This window comes from Alphaproteobacteria bacterium US3C007, assembly GCA_034423775.1.
Classification (GTDB): Bacteria; Pseudomonadota; Alphaproteobacteria; order Rhodobacterales; family Rhodobacteraceae; genus Thalassovivens; species Thalassovivens spotae.
This window is the reverse complement of record CP139918.1, coordinates 1759529-1782505: the sequence shown is the minus strand read 5'-3', so window position 1 is coordinate 1782505 and position 22977 is coordinate 1759529. Positions and strand designations below refer to the sequence as shown.

27 protein-coding genes and 1 CRISPR repeat array are annotated in these 22977 nt (G+C 48.2%); of the genes, 8 read left to right on the top strand and 19 right to left on the bottom strand.

The genetic code is table 11. The features are described from left to right. Positions 1 to 8 precede the first annotated feature (8 nt). Together rpoZ and folK are read right to left on the bottom strand one after the other, a co-directional pair. On the bottom strand, positions 9 to 362 hold the full coding sequence (rpoZ, locus tag UM181_08585) for a DNA-directed RNA polymerase subunit omega (protein ID WQC64653.1): 354 nt from the start codon (positions 360 to 362) through the stop codon (positions 9 to 11). Between the two features lie 70 nt (positions 363 to 432). Next, positions 433 to 1029, bottom strand: a complete 597-nt coding sequence (gene folK, locus UM181_08580) for a 2-amino-4-hydroxy-6-hydroxymethyldihydropteridine diphosphokinase (GenBank protein ID WQC64652.1) — start codon at positions 1027 to 1029, stop codon at positions 433 to 435. Between the two features lie 107 nt (positions 1030 to 1136). On the opposite strand from folK, the gene UM181_08575 reads away from it, so the two are divergent. Beyond that, positions 1137 to 1703, top strand: a complete 567-nt coding sequence (locus tag UM181_08575; GenBank protein ID WQC64651.1) for an NYN domain-containing protein — start codon at positions 1137 to 1139, stop codon at positions 1701 to 1703. A gap of 3 nt (positions 1704 to 1706) precedes the next feature. Here UM181_08575 and UM181_08570 read toward each other — a convergent pair whose 3' ends face one another. Beyond that, complete coding sequence (locus UM181_08570; GenBank protein WQC64650.1) at positions 1707 to 3569, bottom strand: ATP-binding protein; 1863 nt, start codon at positions 3567 to 3569, stop codon at positions 1707 to 1709. A gap of 94 nt (positions 3570 to 3663) precedes the next feature. On the opposite strand from UM181_08570, the gene UM181_08565 reads away from it, so the two are divergent. From UM181_08565 to UM181_08540, 6 genes are all read left to right on the top strand, one after another. After that, on the top strand, positions 3664 to 3981 hold the full coding sequence (locus UM181_08565) for a hypothetical protein (GenBank protein WQC64649.1): 318 nt from the start codon (positions 3664 to 3666) through the stop codon (positions 3979 to 3981). A gap of 53 nt (positions 3982 to 4034) precedes the next feature. Continuing rightward, the gene (ispH, locus tag UM181_08560) at positions 4035 to 4988 is read left to right on the top strand and encodes a 4-hydroxy-3-methylbut-2-enyl diphosphate reductase (GenBank protein ID WQC64648.1); all 954 of its coding nucleotides are present in this window, start codon (positions 4035 to 4037) and stop codon (positions 4986 to 4988) included. 94 nt (positions 4989 to 5082) lie between these two features. Continuing rightward, positions 5083 to 5532 (top strand): DUF3429 domain-containing protein, encoded by a 450-nt coding sequence (locus tag UM181_08555; protein ID WQC64647.1) that lies wholly within the window; start codon positions 5083 to 5085, stop codon positions 5530 to 5532. Further along, entirely contained in the window at positions 5532 to 6134 is a 603-nt protein-coding gene (locus UM181_08550; GenBank protein WQC64646.1) for a class I SAM-dependent methyltransferase, read from the top strand. The genes UM181_08555 and UM181_08550 overlap by 1 nt, the downstream gene beginning before the upstream one ends. Next, a complete protein-coding gene (gene rnhA, locus UM181_08545; GenBank protein ID WQC64645.1) occupies positions 6127 to 6579 on the top strand; it encodes a ribonuclease HI in 453 nt (150 codons plus the stop codon). Before UM181_08550 ends, rnhA begins: the two co-directional genes overlap by 8 nt. Beyond that, positions 6576 to 6743: an NUDIX domain-containing protein gene (locus UM181_08540; GenBank protein ID WQC64644.1), complete on the top strand. Its 168-nt coding sequence runs from the start codon at positions 6576 to 6578 to the stop codon at positions 6741 to 6743. The genes rnhA and UM181_08540 overlap by 4 nt, the downstream gene beginning before the upstream one ends. Positions 6744 to 7003: 260 nt before the next feature. Here UM181_08540 and UM181_08535 read toward each other — a convergent pair whose 3' ends face one another. From UM181_08535 to dapB, 3 genes are all read right to left on the bottom strand, one after another. Then, positions 7004 to 7198, bottom strand: a complete 195-nt coding sequence (locus UM181_08535; GenBank protein ID WQC64643.1) for a hypothetical protein — start codon at positions 7196 to 7198, stop codon at positions 7004 to 7006. Between the two features lie 202 nt (positions 7199 to 7400). Then, positions 7401 to 7766, bottom strand: coding sequence for a dihydrodipicolinate reductase (locus tag UM181_08530; protein WQC64642.1), 366 nt, complete (start codon positions 7764 to 7766; stop codon positions 7401 to 7403). 84 nt (positions 7767 to 7850) lie between these two features. Beyond that, complete coding sequence (dapB, locus tag UM181_08525; GenBank protein ID WQC64641.1) at positions 7851 to 8660, bottom strand: 4-hydroxy-tetrahydrodipicolinate reductase; 810 nt, start codon at positions 8658 to 8660, stop codon at positions 7851 to 7853. An 86-nt stretch (positions 8661 to 8746) separates the two neighbouring features. Here dapB and rbfA point away from each other — a divergent pair, with 86 nt between their 5' ends. Further along, positions 8747 to 9145 (top strand): 30S ribosome-binding factor RbfA, encoded by a 399-nt coding sequence (gene rbfA / locus UM181_08520; protein ID WQC64640.1) that lies wholly within the window; start codon positions 8747 to 8749, stop codon positions 9143 to 9145. A gap of 289 nt (positions 9146 to 9434) precedes the next feature. On the opposite strand, the gene UM181_08515 is transcribed toward rbfA, so the two are convergent. From UM181_08515 to UM181_08455, 13 genes are all read right to left on the bottom strand, one after another. Further along, positions 9435 to 10988 carry a DEAD/DEAH box helicase gene (locus UM181_08515; protein WQC64639.1) on the bottom strand — a complete coding sequence of 518 codons (1554 nt, stop codon included), beginning with the start codon at positions 10986 to 10988 and terminating at the stop codon, positions 9435 to 9437. Positions 10989 to 11010: 22 nt separating this feature from the next. Further along, positions 11011 to 11577: a CRISPR direct-repeat array (repeat unit 36 nt; unit sequence CTTGTAGTAACCACTCATATCCAGGGTGGCTCCATC). A 46-nt stretch (positions 11578 to 11623) separates the two neighbouring features. After that, entirely contained in the window at positions 11624 to 12562 is a 939-nt protein-coding gene (locus UM181_08510; GenBank protein ID WQC64638.1) for a hypothetical protein, read from the bottom strand. Positions 12563 to 12575: 13 nt separating this feature from the next. Then, positions 12576 to 13079, bottom strand: a complete 504-nt coding sequence (locus UM181_08505; protein WQC64637.1) for a type I-E CRISPR-associated protein Cas6/Cse3/CasE — start codon at positions 13077 to 13079, stop codon at positions 12576 to 12578. Beyond that, on the bottom strand, positions 13069 to 13530 hold the full coding sequence (locus UM181_08500) for a hypothetical protein (protein ID WQC64636.1): 462 nt from the start codon (positions 13528 to 13530) through the stop codon (positions 13069 to 13071). The genes UM181_08505 and UM181_08500 overlap by 11 nt, the downstream gene beginning before the upstream one ends. Next, positions 13527 to 14183 carry a hypothetical protein gene (locus UM181_08495; GenBank protein ID WQC64635.1) on the bottom strand — a complete coding sequence of 219 codons (657 nt, stop codon included), beginning with the start codon at positions 14181 to 14183 and terminating at the stop codon, positions 13527 to 13529. Before UM181_08495 ends, UM181_08500 begins: the two co-directional genes overlap by 4 nt. A 632-nt stretch (positions 14184 to 14815) precedes the next feature. Beyond that, positions 14816 to 15277, bottom strand: a complete 462-nt coding sequence (locus UM181_08490) for a hypothetical protein (protein WQC64634.1) — start codon at positions 15275 to 15277, stop codon at positions 14816 to 14818. A 205-nt stretch (positions 15278 to 15482) separates the two neighbouring features. Next, entirely contained in the window at positions 15483 to 15818 is a 336-nt protein-coding gene (locus UM181_08485; GenBank protein WQC64633.1) for a hypothetical protein, read from the bottom strand. A 145-nt stretch (positions 15819 to 15963) separates the two neighbouring features. After that, positions 15964 to 17145: an integrase arm-type DNA-binding domain-containing protein gene (locus tag UM181_08480; protein ID WQC64632.1), complete on the bottom strand. Its 1182-nt coding sequence runs from the start codon at positions 17143 to 17145 to the stop codon at positions 15964 to 15966. Between the two features lie 415 nt (positions 17146 to 17560). Continuing rightward, on the bottom strand, positions 17561 to 18019 hold the full coding sequence (locus tag UM181_08475; GenBank protein ID WQC64631.1) for an Hsp20 family protein: 459 nt from the start codon (positions 18017 to 18019) through the stop codon (positions 17561 to 17563). A 151-nt stretch (positions 18020 to 18170) separates the two neighbouring features. After that, a complete protein-coding gene (locus tag UM181_08470; GenBank protein ID WQC64630.1) occupies positions 18171 to 18929 on the bottom strand; it encodes a trypsin-like serine protease in 759 nt (252 codons plus the stop codon). Between the two features lie 47 nt (positions 18930 to 18976). Further along, positions 18977 to 20302: a glycolate oxidase subunit GlcF gene (glcF, locus tag UM181_08465; protein WQC64629.1), complete on the bottom strand. Its 1326-nt coding sequence runs from the start codon at positions 20300 to 20302 to the stop codon at positions 18977 to 18979. A gap of 3 nt (positions 20303 to 20305) precedes the next feature. Then, positions 20306 to 21409, bottom strand: a complete 1104-nt coding sequence (locus UM181_08460) for an FAD-binding protein (GenBank protein WQC64628.1) — start codon at positions 21407 to 21409, stop codon at positions 20306 to 20308. Positions 21410 to 21430: 21 nt separating this feature from the next. After that, positions 21431 to 22879, bottom strand: coding sequence for an FAD-linked oxidase C-terminal domain-containing protein (locus UM181_08455; protein ID WQC64627.1), 1449 nt, complete (start codon positions 22877 to 22879; stop codon positions 21431 to 21433). Positions 22880 to 22977: the final 98 nt, after the last annotated feature.

The window sequence follows — 22977 nt, the reverse complement described above, 5'->3', positions numbered from 1 at the left end:
AAGGCAGATTACCCTTGGCCTTGAGCGGCCATCAATGCACGAAGCAGTTTTTCTTCTGACATATCATCATCCGCAGGCTGATCCGCTTCACCGCCCATCAACAGGGCCATTGCGTCTTCTTCGGGCTCATCCACTTCGATTTGCGTTTGGTTTGATTCGATCAGACGTTCCTGCAACGCGCCGGAGGATTGCGTTTCATCCGCAATCTCACGCAAAGACACCACGGGGTTTTTATCGTTATCGCGATCGACCGTAATCGGTGATCCTGAAGAGATCTCGCGCGCCCGGTGAGCTGCCAGCATCACAAGGTCAAACCGATTAGGAACTTTATCGACGCAATCTTCTACGGTAACCCGGGCCATTCTCTACTCCGCCTCACTTTGATCAGAAAGCGCTTCCTTACGCCCAGATGCCCCAAATTACAAGAGCCAATCAAAGAGCGCGCAATTCCGCGCGCAAAGCCTTTGGCAATGCCTCAAACATCTGCGCGACGCTCAATCCCAACACTGGATGACACCACTCTGGTGCAATCTCCATCAGCGGGCCCAGAACGAAGGCCCGCTCATGCAGGCGTGGATGCGGTAAAATCAAAGTACCAGGCGCTTCATTTCGTTGTTGCGCGGCGTCTAAGTGATACCAACGTCGAAATTCAGCCATATCCGGCACAACGGCATCCGCGCAAAATAACAGATCCAAATCCAAACAGCGCGCGCCCCAACGTTTGATCCGGCGGCGCCCAAAATCAGACTCCACTTGATGCAGGGCACTTAGAAGACCCTCCGCAGGTAGGCGTGAACGAATCAGGGCTGCAGCGTTTACGAAATCGGGGCCGCTGCCTGCGGGAAAGCTTGCTGTCTGGTAAAATCGACTCACCCGCACAACCTCGATCTGTGGCAGTTGCGAAAGGGACTTTAACGCCGCATGTAATAGCTCAGCTGAGGTCAGGCCTTGCCAAGTTTCATTGCTTCCCAACGCAATCGCGCTATTTATTTCGGATAGGTAGTTTGACCGATCCTTTGGCGTGTTCATTTGACTTGCGAGCCCGTTGAAAATAATTAAATTGTGCGACCGAAACGGCGACTTTGATGCGAAGGCTCACCGATATAAGAGCCGCTGTTTATTTGAAAGGAAATTAAATGTTTTACAAGGACGAACGGCTGGCGCTGTTCATTGATGGATCCAATCTATACGCGGCAGCCAAATCGCTTGGCTTTGACATAGATTATAAACTATTGCGCACAGAATTTATGCGCCGTGGCAAATTGCTGCGCGCATTTTATTACACGGCATTGCTTGATAATGAAGAATATTCGCCAATTCGTCCGTTGGTCGACTGGCTGAATTACAACGGCTTTACCATGATCACAAAAGCCGCGAAAGAGTTCACCGATAGCCAAGGCAGGCGCAAGGTCAAGGGCAATATGGATATCGAATTGACCGTGAATGCAATGGAACTTGCACCGCATGTCGATCACATCGTTTTGTTTTCGGGGGATGGGGATTTTCGGCCCTTGGTTGAAAGCCTGCAGCGCCAAGGGGTACGAGTATCCGTTGTGTCGACGGTTCGCAGCCAACCTCCAATGATTGCCGATGAACTTCGCCGCCAGGCGGATAACTTTATCGAGCTGGAAGGTCTCAGGGATGTGGTGGGTCGGCCTGTGCGCGAAGACGATGGCACAGACGAAATTTATACGCCCGAATAACGCTTATCTCTGGGCATTTGGATCAATCGGGCCGCGCCAGCGGTCCACCATCTGCGCCAATTCCAACGTCGACACAGGTTTTGTCAGCTGCGCGTCAACCCCGTGCAAGACCGTCGCAGTGGCTGACGCGCTGCGGCCTACAGCAATCAACGCTGTTTGAGGTCCGTGACCCGCCGATTGAAGCGCGCGTATCTCAGTGATCACACTCTGGCTACTCGCCTCGATAAGCACAGCGTCAATGAGGATCAGATCAAAGGTTTTATCGCGCAATACCAGCAAAGCATCTTGAAAACGTGAGGCTTCGGCAACCACGCAGCCCAATTTTTCAAGCTGATGTTTCAAAATCAGTCTGCTCACCTCATTTTGATCGATCAATAAAATATGTGCTTGTGCGGGCCCCTGAATTGGGCCGATAGGTTTGATGCTCTGTAACCCTGCCTGGGTGCGAGACGGCTGCGCCGCATGTATCTCAGATAAGGCGCGCCAAACCTCTGAGGGCAACATGGGACGCCGTGCAAGAACGCGACGCCCTGAAAATATCTTTTTAAAATCAGGATGTGCGCGGGAGGCAAACGTTACCACAGGCAGATCTGGATCATGCATAGATATATCACGAAACAACTGATCTTTTTGCAAATCCCCCAATCCAGAATTTGCAATCACAATAAAAGCCTGTGACGCGCTAGTTTTAAGAAATTCGAGCAACGCGCCCGGCTGGTCAAAACTGTGCCAAATGGCGCCTGTTGCCCGCACATAGCGCTCGAATGCCCTTGGCGGTTTCCCCGGTTGGTGCAAACAAAGCACCTGTTCAGACTTCAAGCACGGAATATTCACTGACCCTTCCGGATTCACCATCGGCAACAAAATTTCAAACTTCGCTCCACTGCCCTTTATGCTATCAACTCTTATCGTACCGCTCATTTTACTGACCAGCTGATAGACGACAGACAGCCCCAACCCGGTTCCGCCAAAATCCAACCCTGCGCCGCTTTCCAGTTGCAGAAACGGCTCAAAAATATCTTGATGATTTTTCACATCAATCCCAATGCCATTATCCGATACAGCAATTAGTAAGCGATCCTTTTCATCCCGGGTTAAACATAACGAAACCGCCCCGGTCTTGCCCGGTACGCTCGCTGTGGAAAATTTGACCGCATTGGTGAGTAAATTCAGGATAATTTGCCGTAAGCGGCCAGGATCAACGTCAATTCTCTGGGGCAATTGAGGATCAAAACTCAATGAAAACTCAACGTTTCGAGATTGCGCAAAGGGCAGTATTCCTTCAACAATATTTTCAAAGAGCTCTAAAAGAGCCGTTGGTTCAGGATGTAACGCAACCCGGCCCGCCTCAACTTTTGAACTGTCTAGAATTTCATCAACTAGCCGCAATAACACCGCAGAGCTATCACGCATAACTTTGATCAACCGCGCTTGCTCATGATCAAGTTGTTTCGCTTCAAACAACTCTAAGACGCCCATGATCCCATTCATTGGGGTGCGGATTTCATGGCTCATATTTGCAAGAAACCTCGTTTTGGCAATATTCGCGGCGGAAGCCTTCTTATTAGCCTGATAAAGATATCGGCTGTAGGATTTACTAATCGTTCCGACCGCAGAATATTGAATAATCAAAATAATAAAAACGGACAACACCGCCAATAGGTCCACATAGCGCAGGGCCAAAGGGTCAGACACGACCATTATGCCCAGAAGATCATCTTCCAGCCCCCAGCGGGTGATCCAAGCCATTATGCTGATCAGAACAAAAAATATTATATAAGCGCGTTCTTTCTTTACCGAAAAAACTAAGAATGCCCCACCGGCAAAGCCTGTGTAGAGAATGGCAGCGCAACTGTTCTTACTCACGAGTAAAATCCCAATCGTGACCGCAACCCAAGTACACCCCACCCAGAGCAAACGCACCAAGAGATGAAAGCGCGTGTTCAAAAAAACAACGGCAATGAGCGATGCAAGTATCGTGATTGCCGCGGGAATAAAAAAACTTAATTGCTGCAAAAAAAAGCCCATTGCAGCCCACATGATCGATAACACCAAGGTGACCCAAGCGGATATTCGAATAATTTCAAACCGCCTTGCCTGGGTTAATTCTTCTATCTTCACATCAATTTCTAGGGCGTGCGCCATTTTAAATACTCAAAGTCAAAAAATTCTTTTAAAAATAATATCAGCCCGTATATCACAGTTGAAAAAACATGCAAAATCTTCGGCCATCGACCTAGCCAATGAAATTAAATATTTACCCTGCGCCTTGGCTTAATTAATCTATGCCTAACAATAAAAAATTTTCTCTGGAAAAGGGGTGTAACGATAATGCCGTTAAAGGATCTAACTTTATATCTTGCGGCACCGCGCGGGTTTTGTGCCGGCGTGGATCGGGCAATTCAAATTGTTGAGCTTGCTTTGGGAAAATGGGGGGCACCAGTCTATGTGCGCCACGAAATCGTGCACAATAAATTTGTGGTCGATGGATTGCGCGAAAAAGGCGCCATTTTTGTAGAAGAATTAGATGAGTGCCCGGATGATCGACCGGTTATTTTTTCCGCCCATGGCGTGCCAAAGGCAGTGCCAGCAGAGGCTGCAAAGCGTGAAATGATCTATGTCGATGCCACCTGCCCTTTGGTGAGTAAAGTGCATATTGAGGCCGAGCGTCATCACGCGGCAGGGCTACAGATGGTAATGATCGGCCATGAAGGACATCCCGAAACAGTGGGTACGATGGGCCAATTGCCGACGGGAGATGTTCTTTTGGTGGAAACCTCCGAAGATGTGGCAAAGCTAAACATACGCGATCCTGAAAAATTGGCGTTTGTGACGCAAACAACGCTGTCGATTGATGATACCGCGGATATTGTGGCTGCCCTTAAACGGCGCTTCCCGAATATTGTAGGGCCGCATAAAGAAGATATTTGCTATGCAACAACCAATCGGCAAATTGCGGTCAAAGAAATCGCGCCTTTGGTGGATGCATTACTGGTGGTCGGAGCTCCCAATTCTTCCAATTCAAAACGTTTGGTGGAAGTGGCGTCAAAGGCTGGCTGTTCTTACACACAGCTCGTTCAGCGCGACACCGAGATTGACTGGCGTGCTTTGGAGGGCATTCAATCGGTGGGGCTTACGGCGGGGGCATCTGCACCTGAGGTTTTGGTCAATGAAATCATCGAAGCATTTCGCGCGCGCTATAAGGTGACGATTGAGCATGTGGAAACCGCGCAAGAAAACGTAAATTTCAAAGTTCCACGCGTGTTGCGCGAAGCCGCCTTATGAGCGCGATTCAGCCCGCCCAAAATAGGGTGCTTCGAAAAGTTTCACCCTCTCGTTTAAAGCAGATGGCCAAGGCCAAAGCCCGAGATCCTCACAAATGGTAAACATCCCACGCTCCGCGTTGGTTTTGGGCTTGGCCGGCGTACTGCCATTTTTCTGGGGCGTGGCAACGCTTTATTCTGATGCCTTAAGCCTTTGGACCCTGCGCACAATTGGTCCGCGGTTCAACGGCCCCTATGTGCAAGTTTATTACGGGGCAATTATCTTGTCATTCATGTCTGGCGTACTTTGGGGCTTCGCGACGAAAACCTCCGGCCGACAGGCCACAATTGGCTATATATTATCTGTTTTACCCGCCTTGTGGGCGTTTTTTATGACTGGGAACGGCCCGACCTCGGCCTCAATACACCTAATGACCGGATTTGCTGGCCTGCTGCTTTTGGATTGGTTTTTTTGGGCTCAATCTTTGGCACCGCCATGGTGGATGCGCTTACGGGTATTGCTGACGGCTTTGGTGCTTGGCTGTTTAGGCTTAGGGGGTTTGTAATGGCAGCCGATCAGGAAACCATCGCTGTTTATGATGGCAAAAGGCAAGATTACGCCGCGTTGAAACCGGATCCGCAGCAGAATAAAGCAATGCGTGATTTTTCAGCTCAACTCGCTCCTGGAGCAAAGGTTTTGGATTATGGTTGCGGGCCTGGCGCCTTTGCCCGCGCCTTTGCAGATCAGGGCTTTCAAGTAGAGGCTTTTGATGCTTCAAAAGAGATGGTCGCACTGACCCAAGCCGATCAGCGAATAAAGACATGGCAAGCGAGTTTTGAAAAGTTTCGAGCGCGGCATCGCTATGATGGGGTTTGGGCCAGTTTCTCTTTATTGCACGCCCCGCGTGAACAAATGCCAAATTTGTTAATGGCCATTCAATGCGCGCTTAAACCCAGCGGCTGTTTTACACTGGCCTTGAAACTGGGTAGCGGATCGCAGCGCGATAGCCTAGGGCGGCTCTATACCTATTATAGCCTGCCAGAGTTGCACGGCTTGCTAACAAAGGCGAAATTTGACTGGCTGAGTCATATTGAAGGCAGAAGTATTGGGCTGGATGGCACCCAATCAGATTGGGCAATCATTCATACGCGGATCCAGAATGGCTGACTTATTTGCCTATACAGATGGCGCCTGTTCGGGCAATCCAGGCCCCGGTGGATGGGGTGTCTTGTTGCAGGCGAGCCAAGCCGGTAATATCGTTAAAGAGCGCGAATTAAGCGGCGGCGATGGTGCAACGACCAACAATCAAATGGAGCTGATGGCCGCGATCATGGCGCTTGAAACGCTGGATCGCGCAAGCACGTTGACCATCGTGACCGATAGCACCTATGTCAAAAACGGTGTCACCCAATGGATTCATGGCTGGAAGCGCAACGGTTGGCGCACAGCGGCGAAAAAACCGGTCAAAAATGTAGAGCTATGGCAACGGCTTGATCTGGCGCAAAGCCGCCATCAGGTGACATGGGAATGGGTCAAGGGCCATGCAGAGCATCCGGAAAATGAACGGGCGGATGAATTGGCCCGCGCTGGTATGGCCCCCTTTAAAATATGAGCAAACCTATCGTGCAAAAGGTTTGCCCTATTGTTTCACGATGCTCAAATGCGACGCCAGAAATCTTAATGTTTCGGCATCTGCTGGCCGGTATACAGTTGGTCAAAGGCACCGTTGAGCCTTCAGAAAATCCAGCAGATGCAGCGCGGCGCGAACTCTTTTAAGAAAGTGGTCTCGTCTCAAAACAGCCATTATTTTTCATTGGAAAAAACACCCGAATGGTTTGCGGATAAATTTGGTATTTTAATCACCTCGATCTGCTTTGCACACGAAATCAATGGATCCATTTCACCCCAGATGATGGGGGCATCAAGCTGCAATTTTTTTGGCATGCCCTGCTGGCGCCACCGCCGCCAGACTGCGGCGCTTTATATGCGCACGTGTTAAATTATGCGCGCCCACTGCTCCTTAAGCAGCTAGAGCTTTAACGGCGTTTACGGCGAAAAACCGCGTCACTCCAGTTTCGGATGTGCCGCGTCATGCGCTTCGACAGCCATTCCAGATTGAGGGCAGGCTTTGGCACTGGTTCATGCTTTTGGCGCGCCAGATCACTTGGATCAGCCGGCCTGAACATTCGAAGCGCATTCTTACCCTGTAACAGGCGAAAATGCTCAAACATAACAACTCATAATTTAAAAGGGGATCTGGCCTCTTAAAGGCACATTAAGCGGAGCGTTATCACCAACAAGCAGGGTAAAAAGCATCCAAGCCGGCTAACTCTCTCGAACATCGTATGATCATGGCGCTCTCTCCATAGGAAGTTGAGCCTAACTATAAAGATCACCGCTGAAATTACAGCTATAAGTAATAAATAAATATTTCTACTTTAGGGTGAAATCAGCAAACTCGCCTGCGCCTTTTTCCGTGGTGAATCGTATCTTATCGCCATTCAATGCGACCTCTTGGCAATTATGCTCGAATGTTTTTCCACCCCAGTATAACACGCGGCAAAAATACCGATCTTCCCAAACCCAAGTGCCCGTAACTTTCATAGCCGCCGCTTTGCCCGTTATTGTTCCGTCTGGCTTCACCTGCAACCTGATCAGCGGGCGCTTTAAATCTTTTCCTTCAATGACAGATAAAAAATGATCACGCTTGGACAATACAACAAATTCGGCCCAAGCGCTGACGGGCAAAAAGATCGCCATGCCAACGCAAGTAAAGATCCCAACAAATAAACCACGCATGCTGTTTACCCTGAAACGATTGTTATGACGGAGACGTATTTCATTGATCCGATGAAGCAAATCACATTTGCGTGTTGCTTGAGGCTAAAGGCCCAAAACATCCAGCATATTATATTCACCTACGGGTTTATTTTGCGCCCATTGCGCAGCTTTCAACGCGCCTTTGGCGAACAGCAAACGGTCAGTGGCCACGTGGCGCAGGGTGATCCGCTCGCCAACCCCCGCAAACAGCACATCATGCTCTCCAACAATATCCCCCCCGCGAATGGCCGCAAACCCGATATGGCCTGTTTGGCGCGCACCGGTGATACCGTCGCGGCCGCTATCGCGCATCTGCGCCAGATCAATGCCACGCCCCTCTGCAGCCGCTTCGCCCAGCATCAGCGCTGTGCCAGAGGGTGCATCAACTTTCTTGTTATGATGGGCTTCAATCACTTCAATATCAAAATCTTCATCTAACGCCGCTGCAACTTTCTTCGTAAGCTGCACCAACAGATTTACCCCCAGAGACATATTGCCCGCCCGCACAATCACCGTTTTTTCGGCGGCTTTTGCCACCGCGGCAAGATCCTCATCGCTCAGCCCCGTGGTTCCAATCACATGGGCGGTTCCGGTTTGAGCAGCTTGCTTTGCAAAGGCCACTGTTGCCGCAGGGCTGGTGAAATCGATAACAACATCGGCATGGGCAAAAACGTTGTCCGCTTTATCCTGCACAATCAAACCTGTTTCAGATTTCTGCATCACACGTCCCAAATCTTGGCCAACCCATGGATGATCGGGCCGCTCTAAAGCCCCAACCAAGGTAGCTGTTTCGCTGGCATGCACGCTTTCGACCAACATTTGGCCCATACGCCCAGATACTCCGGTTATGGCAACGCCAAGCAGATCTGACATAATACGCTCCTATTTTTCTGACTTTCTTCCTCATAACCTGCCAAAGCTGGCTTGGCAAAGCCCAAGGAAGCGCGTAGAGCAAATCTATGGGAAAGAATAAATTTCATGATGGGCCCGGCCCGTCTCAACGGCAATTGCGCGTCGGTGAATTGATCCGCCGCACTTTGTCAGACATTCTGATACGCGGCGATATTCATGACCCAGACCTCAACAGGATGTCGGTGACTGTCGGGGAGGTCAGTACCTCACCTGATTTGAAAATTGCCACCGTTTATGCCTGCCCATTGGGCGGTAATGGAGGGCCGGAAATGATCGCCCTTTTGGCAAAAAATAAACATGAGATACGCCGTGCAATTTCGAAAAACTTAACGCTAAAATACACGCCGGATCTACGATTTCGATTGGATGAAACCTTTGATCGGATGGATGAAACACGCCGGTTAATGGCTCAAAACACCGTACGTCAAGATCTGGAAGACGAATAGCGTTCCGCTAAATGCAAGCGTGATCCTAGGGCAGGCACCATAAATCTATATTAAATTACTGAAATAATTGACATTTTAAAGGATTGTGAATTGAAAGTCCCACTCATAGTCCCACAGGCGGTTTTAGGCTGAATTCCAAAACCGATTCCCAGTGCTCGAAAAAATGTCAGTCAAATCAAACTCAAACAATTTAGAAAGCGTGTGAGCGGCGGCTTTTACGAAATAACATATTGAAATCAAATTAAAAAATGTCGGCCCATTAGACTGTCTTACAGACGCGTACTCAAAGTTAGTCAACCTTCCATAAATCCATCACCTTCAGGCGCTCAATAGGGATCGGAGGCTCTTCTGAATGCGCTGCGCTGTGGCAATTTCGACAAAGCGGTAACACGTCTTCAACCTTAGTTTCTCTCTCACCCTGAGCTATGGGATTAAGATGATGAATTTCAATCATGCTTTGTATTTTGGGCCGCTTATCACAACAATAACATTTGAACTCATAAAACTTTAAGGCCTCCCGGCGCACTGAGGGATCCCTTTCAAATTTTGTCAGCTCATATGTTTTCTTTGCACCCTCTTTCCAGCTTGCGTTGAAACGCGTTGGCAGAAAGTTGCCCAACTGGCTATAGCGCTTGTCACAGATATAAAAATCACATCGACTGTCTGGTGTTCTAAGGCCGCGGCCAATAACTTGACGCATGCGTCTAACTGCAAGATTTCGACTGCTTATATAGTGGGTAAGTGTTTTACCATCTAACTCAGTTGGCTTCCCAAAAGGTATCCTGGGAACTACTACAGACGCCCAGCGGATCGGTGTATCAAGCCCCGCCCATGCCCCTGTAGCAATCAAGACGCCCTCTTCCTGGACCCGCTCAGCGGCCATCGCAGAGGACTCTTTTCTCTCGCGTACTATTGCTTTAGGCAGGAGTTTTGCCAAAGCTTCTGCATCTTCAAAACTAGGTGGCACAACCAAGCAGGGTTTTTTGGCACCCTCAACAATAGTCTCTATGGTCTGCTCTTTTGGATAATGAATTTTTAGATTTCCATGATGCTCTGGATCAATTTGACGGGAATAAATGCTTGTAGTTTTTATGCCCAATGACCTTTTAAAGTCATCGAATGAATTTGAAATACTTAGTGTGGCGCTTACAAAGGCAACATTTGCTTGATTAGAAATTGTGCTCAGCAAAAGCCCTGGCATTCTATGATTGAGCTCTAAATCTCCGTTCGAATTTTTCCCCACTGTGTAATACCATTTAGGATTGCTATGCGCTTTTTTAATTAGTCTAGCCCTGGCGCGCAGATCTGCTGAAATAGAGGGTACTGATAATTGCTGTAATATTTCCGAAACCGAACGATACTCTAAACCAAACGCCGAAATTTCTGCATCCAAAATTGTTAAGTCTTGTTGTAGTGCCGCGTCTTGTGGAAGGCCGTCTGCCTCGTCAAAAATAATATATGCTCGCTCTATTATTCCATTGTAGCCGCCCTGAAGCATTTGATCGATCATGACGCTCGCAGAAGTGCAGAGCATAATATCCGCCTCTTTGGCGGCCTCGTTCGCTTCTAAGTATGTATCTTGCGCGTCAAAAAAGCTTGCAGGTCTGAAAGCTTTAACTTTCGCGCCTACTGCTTTTAAATCCTGTGATTGCAGTAGCTGATCGATTAGCTGATGACTTGGAAAAACAATTGCCGTTTTTTGGCCGTAATCAACGAGTGCTTTGAGATAGGCGCGCGTTTTACCCAAACCAGTTCCGCCTTCGAGCAGCAAGGGCCCATCTAGCTTTGACTGATGAAGGCAAATGGTTTTGTAAAAGGTTTCTTGTTCTTTGCTTCTAAACATAAACGATAATTCCTTGAGAGTTTAAAAAGTAACCACTCATATCCAGAGTGGCTCCATCAAGTCAGTTGGGCCGGATGCTTGACACAGACTTGTAGTAACCACTCATATCCAGGGTGGCTCCATCACGGCGAACAGTGTTCTGGCAAGCCATATTCTTGTAGTAACCACTCATATCCAGGGTGGCTCCATCTAAGTGATTTTCACAACCTTTCAAACCGCTGCTTGTAGTAACCACTCATATCCAGGGTGGCTCCATCCAGCAAAAAACAACTTAATTGTGAAGAACTCTTGTAGTAACCACTCATATCCAGGGTGGCTCCATCACAGCGTTGCGGCTCACTCGTTGTTTTGCGCTTGTAGTAACCACTCATATCCAGGGTGGCTCCATCAAGGGGCTAATCTTAAAGGTGCTTTTCTTAACTTGTAGTAACCACTCATATCCAGAGTGGCTCCATCATTTTACAGCTGAGCCAAGGTCTAGCCTCCTTGTAGTAACCACTCATATCCAGAGTGGCTCCATCTGTATCACGTTACTGGCCGAATAAATTACACTTGTAGTAACCACTCATATCCAGAGTGGCTCCATCAGATCCATCGTAATACTCTGTATTGATTTATAAAACTTCCTTTTCCTTTCATAAATTTTCTACTTCAATAGGCTTATAACCGCCAAAGCGAATGGTTTTTTTATGCTCTCCGTCAATGGAAACCGTAAATTCGCCTTCTATTTCACCGCAACCCCGAGCAGAGGCCGCACCCAAAACTGGGTCGCGACTCAAATCATCCAAACCAGCTTCTAATATTTCTAAATCCATTGGCTTATCATTCACCACAACGATTTTTCCAAACAATTTCAAGCCAGGAGGCAGAGCGTAGCACTTAACCGGTAAAGGCGACGACACCTTCATCATATCGCCCATTTCGGTAAGAACCTCATTATATTTTTTTTCAGCTTCTTTCTTTTGAGCTTCTAAGTCTGCGGTAACTTCCTTTTTTCGTTTTGCGGCAGCAATATCACGGTTTAATTTTTCTACATTAGTTTGCCATTTTGATCGCCTGCTGTTCAAGTCTTTCCGATTATAAAAACGGTCCTGATCTTCCTTTGACAAACTTTGTAAAATTTCATCAGACACGTCTAAATCTTTGCGAAATGTTTGCAGTTTATTTGGCTCCACATTATTTTCTGGAAAGAAATTGCTTACGCGCAAACGACTGGCAATACCAATGCCGCTTCCATACAGGTCTAAAATGGGTGAAGCCTCACGCGTTTCTTTAACCTCCACTAAATCTATTTCACCGGCTTCTTTTTCACTCTCGGCATTCTGACCGATTACTTCATTGTAGGCCTGTTTAAGCGAGTAGTGCTCCCCGCGTTCAGCAGCGGCTTTCATTTCTCGTTTAACATACCCTCGGCGCAAACGGCCGCGCAAAGTAGTTGCTGGCAGGAAACCAGTCGGCTCTAAAGATCCATCTTCTACATACCGAGGGATCATGGGAAATCCGCCATACTCTTCGCCACCCATGGATATTGAAAGGGGCTCAACGAGTGTAATTTCACCTGTCAAAATCAGCATTTTCTTCTCCCACTCATAAAATTAACATGCCATAACCGAAAGCGCGGGCTGTCGACCCAACACCGGTTTCCATTGCTTTTTTAAATTTCTGTTCATCAATTACCTTTAAAGTCCCAGCAAAATCTGTGTGATCAATTTGGAAGGACCTGGATCCACCATCTGTGAGTTTCTTCATCTCGCAGGAACAAGTTACCGTTAAAGGCTCAAAGCCAAATTGCTCTCCCTTGGTCCTGAGCCAACCGTGCCTGATTTGATAATTTGATACCGGAAAATAGCGGTGCTTTCCTTTTACTTTTTTCGAAACGCATGCCCGCAGTTCAAATCCAATAATCGAGCTCCCACTGGGAATTTCTACGGCAGTGCCAGTCTCCGTTATCTTTTTTTCAGTCCTTATCAATAAAGACTTCCCGCGATCTAAGAATAGTGGAGCATCACCCTCAGTTAGGCCTTCAACTAGTTGATGAAGCTTATAACCCACTATGGTTTCTGGCTTTGGAATCACATGATCACGCAGCATTTTTTTTATCCATATTCACCAGCCGCTTGTGGAAATTACTGCCGGTTTCTTCTGGCGTTTTTGTGAAATCAAAGGTCTCCACCCCCTTTGGGCTACAGATCCTAACCGCGCGCAAATCAAGCGTTAGAAATAAATTTGAAATAGGGATTGGCGCTTTACCAAATAATAAAAACATCCTCGGAGTGTCGTCCCAACTCTTAAGCTCCTCCAAGAAAGACATGCTTTCTGGCCTTGGATCACAAGCAAGCCCTGAAATGTCTAAATTTAATTTTAATGAGCTTGTACCCGGCCGAATGATCGCCCAACCGAATGCCAATCTTGTTGGCTTTGGTTTTCCCTTTAATGGATAAGAAGCTCGCAGGACTCGGCTGGCATCCATATGTAACTTATTACTACGCTCAGAAGAAAAATACTTTCCAAAATGATCATGAAAAAAAATAAAGCTGTTCATTTGATAAACTCCGGCACATAGCAGATAGCCCTATGCGCTGGTTCCCAATAGGGGGGCTTCCAAGATGCTTCGATCTTTAAAGCGTTATCATTTCCTTCATATAAGACTTCCGGTATTGGCCGCAGTGGGTTTTGATTTAGACCAAGTAAACCATCATATTTACCCGGCTCTACCCTCCAGTTCTTCACCTGTCCAAAGCCACTTCCGCGACGCTTTCCTATAAATTCAACATTAGCCAGTAGTCTTCCTATTTCCGACCTGTCGCCTTCACAATACCAGAGTATTTCAGGGGCTATGAACGACTTATAAGTATTGAAAATATTTCCAAAATCGCGTTTTCGTTTTGCACTAACTTTACGAAGTTTGCCCTTACTGGTTTTTTTAAATACGTCTGGCGAAAAGTCGTGATCCCAGCGCATACTGGCCGAAAAGGTTTGATCTTGTTTTGCATCCGGGAACATGATCGCAGCACTTGCATGAAATAACTCGCCTGACCGATGTAGGGGCAAGCCATTATGAGCCTGTTCAAGATCCTCTGTCGTCTCAAAAACAATAGCCGCTAGTAAAGCATCAAAAGTCATAAAGCCCCCACCAATTATTATTGGGGATGCAAGTTCGGCAGTAATTAATAAATTTTCCAAGGCTTGAGACATAGAATAAGCTTTCCTCAAAAGAAGGCTTAAATCAATACTTAAAATTTACAGGGCTCAAAGAAATAAGCGCCGTATTTATTATAAATATCACATTAATACGTAATTATGATGCATATGATATATGATCAATATGATACTTAAGGCATCTATTTTGCGACATAACCCTGCTCAAGCTTCATAATCAAATCTTTATCTTGGAGAGCGTATAGTATTTTTGAGATCTGCCCCTGATCTTTTCCGATCATCTTAACAAGCTTACCCTGAGAGCAGCGGGGATACTGTTTAATCAGGTCATACACCTCCAGTTGAGCCGAACCTAGACCCGCGACTTCTGCGTCCTCACAAAAATCATATCCCGCACCGTTCCAAGCTAAGTAGAACTCGTTTTGTTCAACATCTTTGCCAGTTACATGAAGTTTACGGTCTTTTTCCCAATGATGTTCTCCATCACCAGAATCGTTTCAACAGTAGCAGTGATACCGGTACTCCCAAGGATCTGCTCTAATGGGGATAAGCTTACTTCCGTTGTCTTTTTGGTATGATGCACGACCAGAATTGCAATTTTTTGTTTGTGAGCAAGTTTGCGAAGCGCAGCGTATTTATCAACGGAAACATTATAATTACCAGTTTTTTCATGTGGCTTTAAAACGCTCGCACAGTATCAATAATGATACAGCTGGGCGCGTAACGCAAAGCAATTTCTTCCAACTGCCATCAGTATATTTGACGGATTTTCGAACGTTCTTCTCTGACCCATCAACGTAGACGTGCTCTCGCAGCGGCTTTTTAGACTTTGGTGAAACGGAATGCTTATTCTCGATTAAACCATTATCTTCCAAAAATTGCGCAGCTTCTTGCGTGTTTGAAGCACGACCTAAATGCTGAATTAGATCCAAAACAACACCGCCTTTTGAATGTTCATGGTCATAAAAACAGTCTTTATTTAAGTCCAAAGACAGAGAGCCTTTGTTACCAATCCGCCATTCAGATGGAGACTTACTAAGAATTTTCAGATCGAGCAGTTCCGCTGCAGCGGTAATCTTGCAAGGTGCAATCATGGTCTTTGCCCCTGCCGTAGGCGTTCTTTGATCCATTTATTAATCTGGTCTTCTTCTCAGTAGAGCCGACCGCCTAATTTAAGCGGAATTGGTAAGCGCGCATGTTCAAGATCCAGATATATTGACGAGCGAGCCCGGCCGCCAAGTTTGTTTCTGAGTTCGTCAAAGGTAATCAACTTCATGATCAGCTATCCTCAAATGAGTTAAAACTGATCTGGACATGCCACTATGAATTTATTGATTAAATCTCGGGATATTCTTCAGGATTTTTTTGATATAAACGAAAGTTCACACCAAGTTCTTTCATGCCTCGGCACACCGAATTTTCTAATCTTTTTGCGGTTATCATAGTCTTAGGAAAATAACTCTTTCCATCCGGGAGAAGCGTCTTTCCCCGTTTGTCGCCGACAGTTTTTAAAATTGCCTCGCATTGCTGAGCCAAGTCCACCCATTTCCTTATCGGCATCGAACGTTTTTGCCATTTTACAAGATTTAAAATTATTGCGGCCCGCTCGCTATCTATGGAATTGAGCTTGATCGGGCGGCCTCTACGTGAACGCTTTTTGCTGTTATCCAAAATTTTGTGCCTGCAATATAGGCCTAGGAGCAATAGGTCCTTACAGTCAGCTTTCGACATACCGCGGGTAAGAAAATCAACTACATCACCTTCGCATTCTATCGGTCTAAGCAAAGTTTCTGCTGTCCATGTGTATGTCATAAATCTAAACCCTTAGCTTTATTATATTCGACGATTGAGTTAAAAAATTCGCCCAATTACTCAAAAGCTCTCGGCGCTTTTCCAAATAATCAGAGCGCTGATAACTTCTGTAAGCTTGGTCCCCAATTGCATGGCCCAACATAGATTTCTTTAACTCATAATCAGCATCTGTGGTTTCTGCTAAATATGTCTCCAAGCTGGCTCTAAATCCATGTGGGCGTTCTTGCATACCTCGACGCTGCATTACGCGCGCCATGCTTACATCGCTAATGACCCCTTTACGCAGACCGGGGAATAAGAAACCATCACGCGAAAATCTTCTGGCAAAATCAATAATATCAAGAGATGCATCTGAAAGCGGAATACGAAAATCAGCAGTTTTGCCAACTCTACCCTTCATATTTTCCGCAGGGATAATCCAAGTATCCTGATCTATTTGAGAGGTCGTCATATATCTTACAGGCCCCGAGCGCGAACCTGTGAGGATTAAGAGCTTCAGAGCTAATTGGATCGGCGTATTCTCATTCAAGCTTTGATAGAATTCTGGGACTTTTTGCCATTCGAGAGATGGTGTTTTTTTGGATTGGTGTTTAGACTTTCCCAGCAGCTCCTTTGCAAGCGGAACCACATTTAGATCAACTGACAGCCCCATTGCGGCTGCATGCTGAAGCACATGACCAACGCGACCTAGAGCCTTTCGAGCACTGTCTGCTTTAATATGCCAAATAGGCTTAAGCACTTCAAAAATATCGCGCTGATCAATCTCCTGCACATCACGGTTCCCAAGTTTTGGAATAATGTGCACCTTTAATGGAGAGAACCATCGTCCTGCTGAGCCATCATGCTTAAGCTCTGGCTTTTTCGCCTCAAAGGTGATTTTTGCCACCGCATGAAAACTATTGTCCGAACCAGCAGCCTCTATAGCAGCTTTTTGACGTTGTTTAATGGGATCTATCTTTTGAGCCACAAGAGTTCGATACTCTGCCAGTAGCTCTCGCGCTTGGGCTAACGAAATTTGTGGATAAGTTCCCAACCCCATATCGCGGCGCGCAGAATATAGCGTATACCTATAAACCCATTTAGCTGAATTTGCGCCCTTTACACATATAAGACCGCCCCCATCATATAGCTTGCCGGGGGGGCTATTTTTGATTTGGCGATCGGTTAAACGCTTTTCGGCTGGCATTTCAGTCCCACAGTTTTCATAGGATAGTATAGGATAGATTCGGGTTTGGATAAATGTGCTAAATTCTCAAATAACTGATTATATTATATAATTTATTCAACGATGAATAGAAAAGACAGAGATAAATAAGTGTTCGGTTCCTAGGGCAGGAACCGTTATTCTCAACTGGTGTCCCGAGCATAGCCTGCCGCGGCCCATATCCGATAACCCGGCCGGCTTTGGGTTTGAACATAATGTCTTCGTTGTTTTTACGCGCCCGCGCCGCGATATGAAGCTTCGCTTTATCCATAACACCCGCGGTTTTGCAACGCGCAGATCATCATCCGTCCAAAAGCAAAAAAGGGCCCCTAAAAGGCCCTTTTCAAAACGTATAGACCGCGCCGTAGCTTGGTTCATTTTTCGCCTTGAGCAAATATCAATTCAAAGCGGGGCGCGGCGCATTTGCCCCGTCGCCCGAAGAAATTTCGATCCTGCGCGGTTTCAACGCGTCTGGAATTTCATGCTTCAATTCAATATGCAGCATTCCGTCGGCATGGCTGGCACCATTCACGCGAATATGATCCGCCAAATGGAAACGGCGTTCGAAAGATCGAGTGGCAATACCGCGATGCAAATACCGCCCTTCCGCCTCGGTCTGCGGTTTTTGTGCGGCAATGCTCAGAGTGTTTTCCTTAACATCAACGTTTAAATCCTGATCCGAAAATCCGGCCACGGCCAAAGAGATCCGATAGGTTTCTGCATCGGTTTTCTCGATATTATAAGGAGGGTAGCTTGATTGCGTGGTCTGATTTGAGGCCAGCCGATCCATAAGTGTGGCCATGTGATCAAAGCCAACACTGGCACGATATAGCGGTGTAAAGTCAAAATCTCTCATAGGTTGTCCTTTCTGAAGCAACAACGTGGGGCCCTGTCATTTGTAGACCAGAGCGTTAAAATACAGGCCCTTTGCGGCGCCTGTGATCTTTAAGTGGGACTCTACTTTTGCAGTTTCAAGCCCCCCAGAAGCCAAAAAATAATCCTGAAGCTTATGGGCGCGCGTAAAGCCGCGCATACATGCGCGCCAAAGCTGGCTGCAGCGCCGGGCCCAGCGCAACATCCTGACCATTCAACTGTGCTTTGGCGGAAATCAGCGAGACCATGGTGAAACGCCCATCGGGGTATTTGTAAAAAACTGGGGCCCCAGAGGATCCGAATGTAACCTCGCAGGCCAAGACAAGCATGCCAATTTGATCACCGGCTGCGCGGCAATTTTGTTGTATATGCGGCCCGTCAGATTTACCGCGCTGGTAAGAAACCAATGCCAAAGCAGCACCCAAAGCGGGGAACCCATCCACCTTAAACGGCATAGCTGCCCCGACAGGTACAGCCTCTTTCAATTCCAGCAGCGCAATATCGTTACGGATCCGGCGGGTCTCAAAAAATATATCTTCAAACTGGTAATCCGGATGCGTGACCGCCCGCTTGATCGCTGTTGTGAAATAGGCTTTTCCTGCGCGCCACCCAGCCTGAAAGCGCAATTTTTCCGCAGAAAATGCCTGCCCTGTGGCGCTGTCAAAAAGACAATGCGCTGCCGTGACAATGATTTTTTCTGACACCAAAGACGCCGTACAAAACCCGTCACCCTGATCAATTGACAATCGCCCAACCGAGGGCAGAAGGGTCGCGATTTCTTTTTGCGAGAGCAGATGGCTGTCTTCGGCGTGGCTGGGCAGTGCCAGCCCAATGTAGCAGATAAGGCACCCCGCCAGCATCCAATAATATGTTGTTAAAAACCAAGAGCGCATGCCCCCATGGCTAAACGATCATCGGATCGTCCGAAAGGACAAATTGCTCAGCGCAGACGTGGAATTCCATCACCATGCGAGGCATGGCCCGCCCGCAACGCCGCCGGTTGCGGCCCCCCGGTCGCCCAATCCAAAAGCTCAACGCTATGCACAACAGGCACGGCGGTTCCAGATCCAATTTGCATCATGCAGCCAATATTACCCGCAGCGATGATATCCGGCTGCAAGGCTTCAAGATTTGCCACTTTGCGCGTTTTCAATTGGCTGGATATCTCTGGTTGCATCAAATTATAGGTGCCCGCTGATCCGCAGCATAAATGCGGATCTGCAGGTTCCAAAACCGTAAAACCAGCCTTTTGTAAAAGCGTTTTGGGGAATGTTTTGATTTGCTGACCATGCTGAAGCGAACAGGCCGCGTGATAGGCCACCTTGATATTTTTTTGCTCTAGGTCGGGCATGTCGAGCTGCATCAAAAGCTCGGATACATCCATCGTCAGCTTTGAAATCTGCGCAGCTTCTTCCGCCAAATCACTGTCGCGGAACATGTGGCCATAATCTTTTACCGTGGTGCCACACCCGCTTGTATTGATCACCACCGCGTCCAAATCGCCATGGTCTATTTCGCTTTGCCACGCCCGAATATTTTGCGCGGCTGCCGCATGGCTTTCGGTGGTTTTGCCAAGATGATGCGTTAAGGCACCGCAACACCCCTGCCCCTGCGGAATAACAATTTCGCAGCCCAACCTCTGAAGCAGACGAATGGTTGCATCATTTATATCCGTATTCAGCGCGCGTTGTGCGCAGCCGGTCATCAAGACAACGCGTTTCTTGCGCGCGATGCTTGGCACAAAGCTTTGCGGATCATCATTGCGGCTGACAGGAGGGACCTGTTTTGGCGCCATCGCGATCATCGCACGCAGCCGTGGATCGGGCAAAAAACGAGCAATAGGCCGCGCCATTTTCGCCCCCAAAAGGGCAAGCCTAAACCGCGTTGGATAGGGTAAAATTTTCACCAGAGCCCAGCGCAACAAGCGCTCAAAAAGCGGGCGTTTATACTTATCTTCGATATAGGCGCGCGCATGATCAACCAGATGCATATAATGCACCCCGGAGGGGCATGTGCTCATACAAGCCAGGCATGACAGGCAGCGGTCGATATGTTTTACGGTTTTTTGATCCGGCACACGGTTGTTTTCAAGCATGTCCTTGATCAGATAAATGCGCCCGCGCGGACTGTCTAATTCATCGCCCAAGACTTGATAGGTCGGGCATGTAGCAGTGCAAAACCCGCAATGAACACAGGCCCGTAAAACCTCATTTGAGCGTTTAAAATCGGGTTCTAGCAACTGGTCTTCGTTGAAAAAAGTTTGCATATCTCAGTCCATCAAGCCGGTGTTTAAAATCCCGCGCGGATCAAATTTCTGACGAATTTTTTGGCTCAGCACGGCAAGCTGGGGCGCCTCTGGCTGAAACCGGGGAAGCGCACCCTTTTGGCCACGGATGCAGGTCGCGTGACCCCCAAACCCCTGCAAAGCGGGGCGCGGATTGGCACCGGCCTCTAAAACCCCCCAGATCAATCCACCTGACCAATCCAAAAAGCCCTTCTGCAGGCCTGCCGCCTGACATACCGCAGGCGCATCACTTGGCTTGACAGAAATACGCCAAATATCACCTGGAAGATCGGCCAGCGCCTCAAGATTGCGTACAGAATGCCATAAATCAGCAGAGGCGTCTTTTGGCAGGCGCGATATCTGGGCGCCAAAACGGCCCAAAACCTCAGAAAGTTTTTCAGCCCGATACCCAACCGACTTCAAAAAACCTTCAATGCGGATATATGTTTTCTGAGCCATCATGTCATATGCGGCGCCAGACACATCATAGGGGGTGGCCAAAGCGCCAGTCATCGCTTTGACCGCCTGCTGACTATCAAGCCCTTCCAAAACAAAGGTGATTTCGGTTTCTGAGGCGGGCAGCACTTTAAAGGCCACCTCGCTCAGGACGCCCAAAGTGCCACAGCTGCCAGAAAGTAATTTCACCAAATCATATCCGGTGACGTTCTTCATCACCCGACCGCCATTGCGAATAACCTGACCCTGGCCGTCTACGCATTCGATGCCCAGCAAAAAATCCCGCGCCGCGCCCGTCTGAATACGCCGCGACCCACTAATATTGGCCGCGAACACCCCGCCGATGGTAGAGCTCTTTTGGCCGCCCAGTATTTTGTGATAGCGCATCGGCTCAAACGCCAATCGTTGACCCTGCGCAGCAAGCGTATCTTCAACCTCTTGCAGCGAGGTGCCCGCCCCTGCGACCATGGTCAATGCGCCCGGCTGATAGGCTTTGATTCCCGCCAAACCCGTGGTCTGAAGGGTCGCCCCCGCTTCGGGTGCAATGCCGCGGCTATCGCCGCCAACGATCCGCAAAGGAGCCTCTGCAGCGCGCATAATATCTGAAAGATCAGCTGTGGTTTGCGGCGTCATGATCATGCTTCCAACGTTGGATTATTCAGCAGCAAGCTGCGCCGCGCGATGCGCCTGCGCGCTTTCAAGCGGAAAAACTTTAGCCGCATTGAGCAACCATTTAGGGTCAAAAACATCCTTGAGCCACATTTGTGCCTCTAGGTCCATTGGACCAAATTGAACATTCATCAAATCACGTTTTTCAACACCAACCCCGTGTTCTCCGGTCAAACAGCCACCAACTTCGACGCATAGTTTTAATATCTCAGCGCCAAAGGCTTCGCAGGTTTCCAGATCCCCCGGCTTATTGGCATCATACAAGATCAGCGGGTGCATATTGCCATCACCCGCATGGAAAACATTGCCAACGGCCAGGCCAAATTGTTGACTTAACTCGCTTATGCGGCGCAAAACATAAGGCAATTCGCTCACCGGAATTGTGCCATCCAGGCACATATAATCATTTATCTGCCCCATGGCGCCAAAGGCAGATTTACGCCCCAACCAGATGCGTGCGGCCTCATCCTGATCCCGCGCCTGCCGCAATTCTACCGGATTATGGCGGCTGGCAATCGCCGTGATTTTTTCCAATTGCTCGTCAATTTCCAAAGCGCTGCCTTCGACCTCAACGATCAAAAGCGCTTCGCAATCAGGATAGCCGGCGCCGGAAAACGCATCGGTCGCTTCGATGCAGGGGCGATCCATAAATTCGATCGCTACGGGCAAAACCCCCGCCTGAATAATATCCGACACGCAGGCTCCGGCCACTTCATTACTGTCAAAGCCCATCAAGACCGGTAGCGCTCCTTCTGGCTTGTGCAAAATCCGCAACGTTGCTTCCGTCACCACGCCCAATTGCCCTTCCGAACCACAAATCACCCCTAAAAGATCCAAACCGGCCGCATCAAGATGCGCTCCACCGATGTCAACAATATCGCCTTGCATGGTGACCATTTTCACCCCCAACAAGTTATTCGATGTGACGCCATATTTCAGACAATGCGCGCCGCCAGAATTCATCGCAATATTACCGGCAATCGCGCAGGCCAACTGGCTGGAAGGGTCCGGGGCATAAAAGAAACCTTGCGCCTCAACCGCGCCGGTCACGCTGAGGTTGGTGCGCCCCGTTTGAACCTTGATAACGCGGTTTTCATAATCGGTTTCAAGCACGTCATTCATCCGCGCCACGCCCAAAATAAGACTGTCTGCGGTCGGCAAGGCCCCGCCGGCCAATGACGTTCCCGCCCCGCGCGGCACAACGGGCACATTCATCTCGTGACATAGCTTTAAAACGGCAGCGACTTCTTGCGTGCTGCGGGGCAAGACCGCAGCCATAGGGGGGCACCGATAGGCCGATAACCCATCGCATTCATAGGCTTTGGTTTCCACAGGATCCGAGATCACAGAATCGCTTGGCAATAGAGCATGCAACCGGCGCACCAATTCAGCTTTGCGCGTCAAAACATCGGGATTTGGCCGGGGCATCTGCATTAAACTCTCCTTATTGGTAAGCTTTTATAACCAATTTTGACTATTTGCAATATGTTTGCTTAAAAAGAAAGCATAATCCGTTCTTCCCCCGCAGGGCT

Bases quoted from the DNA above. Each gene is read 5' to 3' on its own strand.
- UM181_08475 (WQC64631.1), bottom strand. From the start codon at position 18,019: ATGAGAGATTTTGACTTTACACCGCTATATCGTGCCAGTGTTGGCTTT.
- UM181_08510 (WQC64638.1), bottom strand. From the start codon at position 12,562: ATGCTGATTTTGACAGGTGAAATTACACTCGTTGAGCCCCTTTCAATA.
- UM181_08530 (WQC64642.1), bottom strand. From the start codon at position 7,766: ATGCGTGGTTTATTTGTTGGGATCTTTACTTGCGTTGGCATGGCGATC.
- UM181_08555 (WQC64647.1), top strand. From the start codon at position 5,083: ATGGTAAACATCCCACGCTCCGCGTTGGTTTTGGGCTTGGCCGGCGTA.
- dapB (WQC64641.1), bottom strand. From the start codon at position 8,660: ATGTCAGATCTGCTTGGCGTTGCCATAACCGGAGTATCTGGGCGTATG.
- rnhA (WQC64645.1), top strand. From the start codon at position 6,127: ATGGCTGACTTATTTGCCTATACAGATGGCGCCTGTTCGGGCAATCCA.
- glcF (WQC64629.1), bottom strand. From the start codon at position 20,302: ATGCAAACTTTTTTCAACGAAGACCAGTTGCTAGAACCCGATTTTAAA.
- UM181_08550 (WQC64646.1), top strand. From the start codon at position 5,532: ATGGCAGCCGATCAGGAAACCATCGCTGTTTATGATGGCAAAAGGCAA.
- UM181_08500 (WQC64636.1), bottom strand. From the start codon at position 13,530: ATGAACAGCTTTATTTTTTTTCATGATCATTTTGGAAAGTATTTTTCT.
- UM181_08575 (WQC64651.1), top strand. From the start codon at position 1,137: ATGTTTTACAAGGACGAACGGCTGGCGCTGTTCATTGATGGATCCAAT.
- UM181_08480 (WQC64632.1), bottom strand. From the start codon at position 17,145: ATGCCAGCCGAAAAGCGTTTAACCGATCGCCAAATCAAAAATAGCCCC.
- UM181_08515 (WQC64639.1), bottom strand. From the start codon at position 10,988: ATGTTTAGAAGCAAAGAACAAGAAACCTTTTACAAAACCATTTGCCTT.
- folK (WQC64652.1), bottom strand. From the start codon at position 1,029: ATGAACACGCCAAAGGATCGGTCAAACTACCTATCCGAAATAAATAGC.
- rpoZ (WQC64653.1), bottom strand. From the start codon at position 362: ATGGCCCGGGTTACCGTAGAAGATTGCGTCGATAAAGTTCCTAATCGG.
- UM181_08470 (WQC64630.1), bottom strand. From the start codon at position 18,929: ATGCGCTCTTGGTTTTTAACAACATATTATTGGATGCTGGCGGGGTGC.
- UM181_08455 (WQC64627.1), bottom strand. From the start codon at position 22,879: ATGCAGATGCCCCGGCCAAATCCCGATGTTTTGACGCGCAAAGCTGAA.
- UM181_08505 (WQC64637.1), bottom strand. From the start codon at position 13,079: ATGCTGCGTGATCATGTGATTCCAAAGCCAGAAACCATAGTGGGTTAT.
- UM181_08490 (WQC64634.1), bottom strand. From the start codon at position 15,277: ATGGATCAAAGAACGCCTACGGCAGGGGCAAAGACCATGATTGCACCT.
- UM181_08540 (WQC64644.1), top strand. From the start codon at position 6,576: ATGAGCAAACCTATCGTGCAAAAGGTTTGCCCTATTGTTTCACGATGC.
- UM181_08460 (WQC64628.1), bottom strand. From the start codon at position 21,409: ATGACGCCGCAAACCACAGCTGATCTTTCAGATATTATGCGCGCTGCA.
- rbfA (WQC64640.1), top strand. From the start codon at position 8,747: ATGGGAAAGAATAAATTTCATGATGGGCCCGGCCCGTCTCAACGGCAA.
- UM181_08495 (WQC64635.1), bottom strand. From the start codon at position 14,183: ATGTCTCAAGCCTTGGAAAATTTATTAATTACTGCCGAACTTGCATCC.
- UM181_08535 (WQC64643.1), bottom strand. From the start codon at position 7,198: ATGTTTGAGCATTTTCGCCTGTTACAGGGTAAGAATGCGCTTCGAATG.
- UM181_08565 (WQC64649.1), top strand. From the start codon at position 3,664: ATGAGCGATGCAAGTATCGTGATTGCCGCGGGAATAAAAAAACTTAAT.
- ispH (WQC64648.1), top strand. From the start codon at position 4,035: ATGCCGTTAAAGGATCTAACTTTATATCTTGCGGCACCGCGCGGGTTT.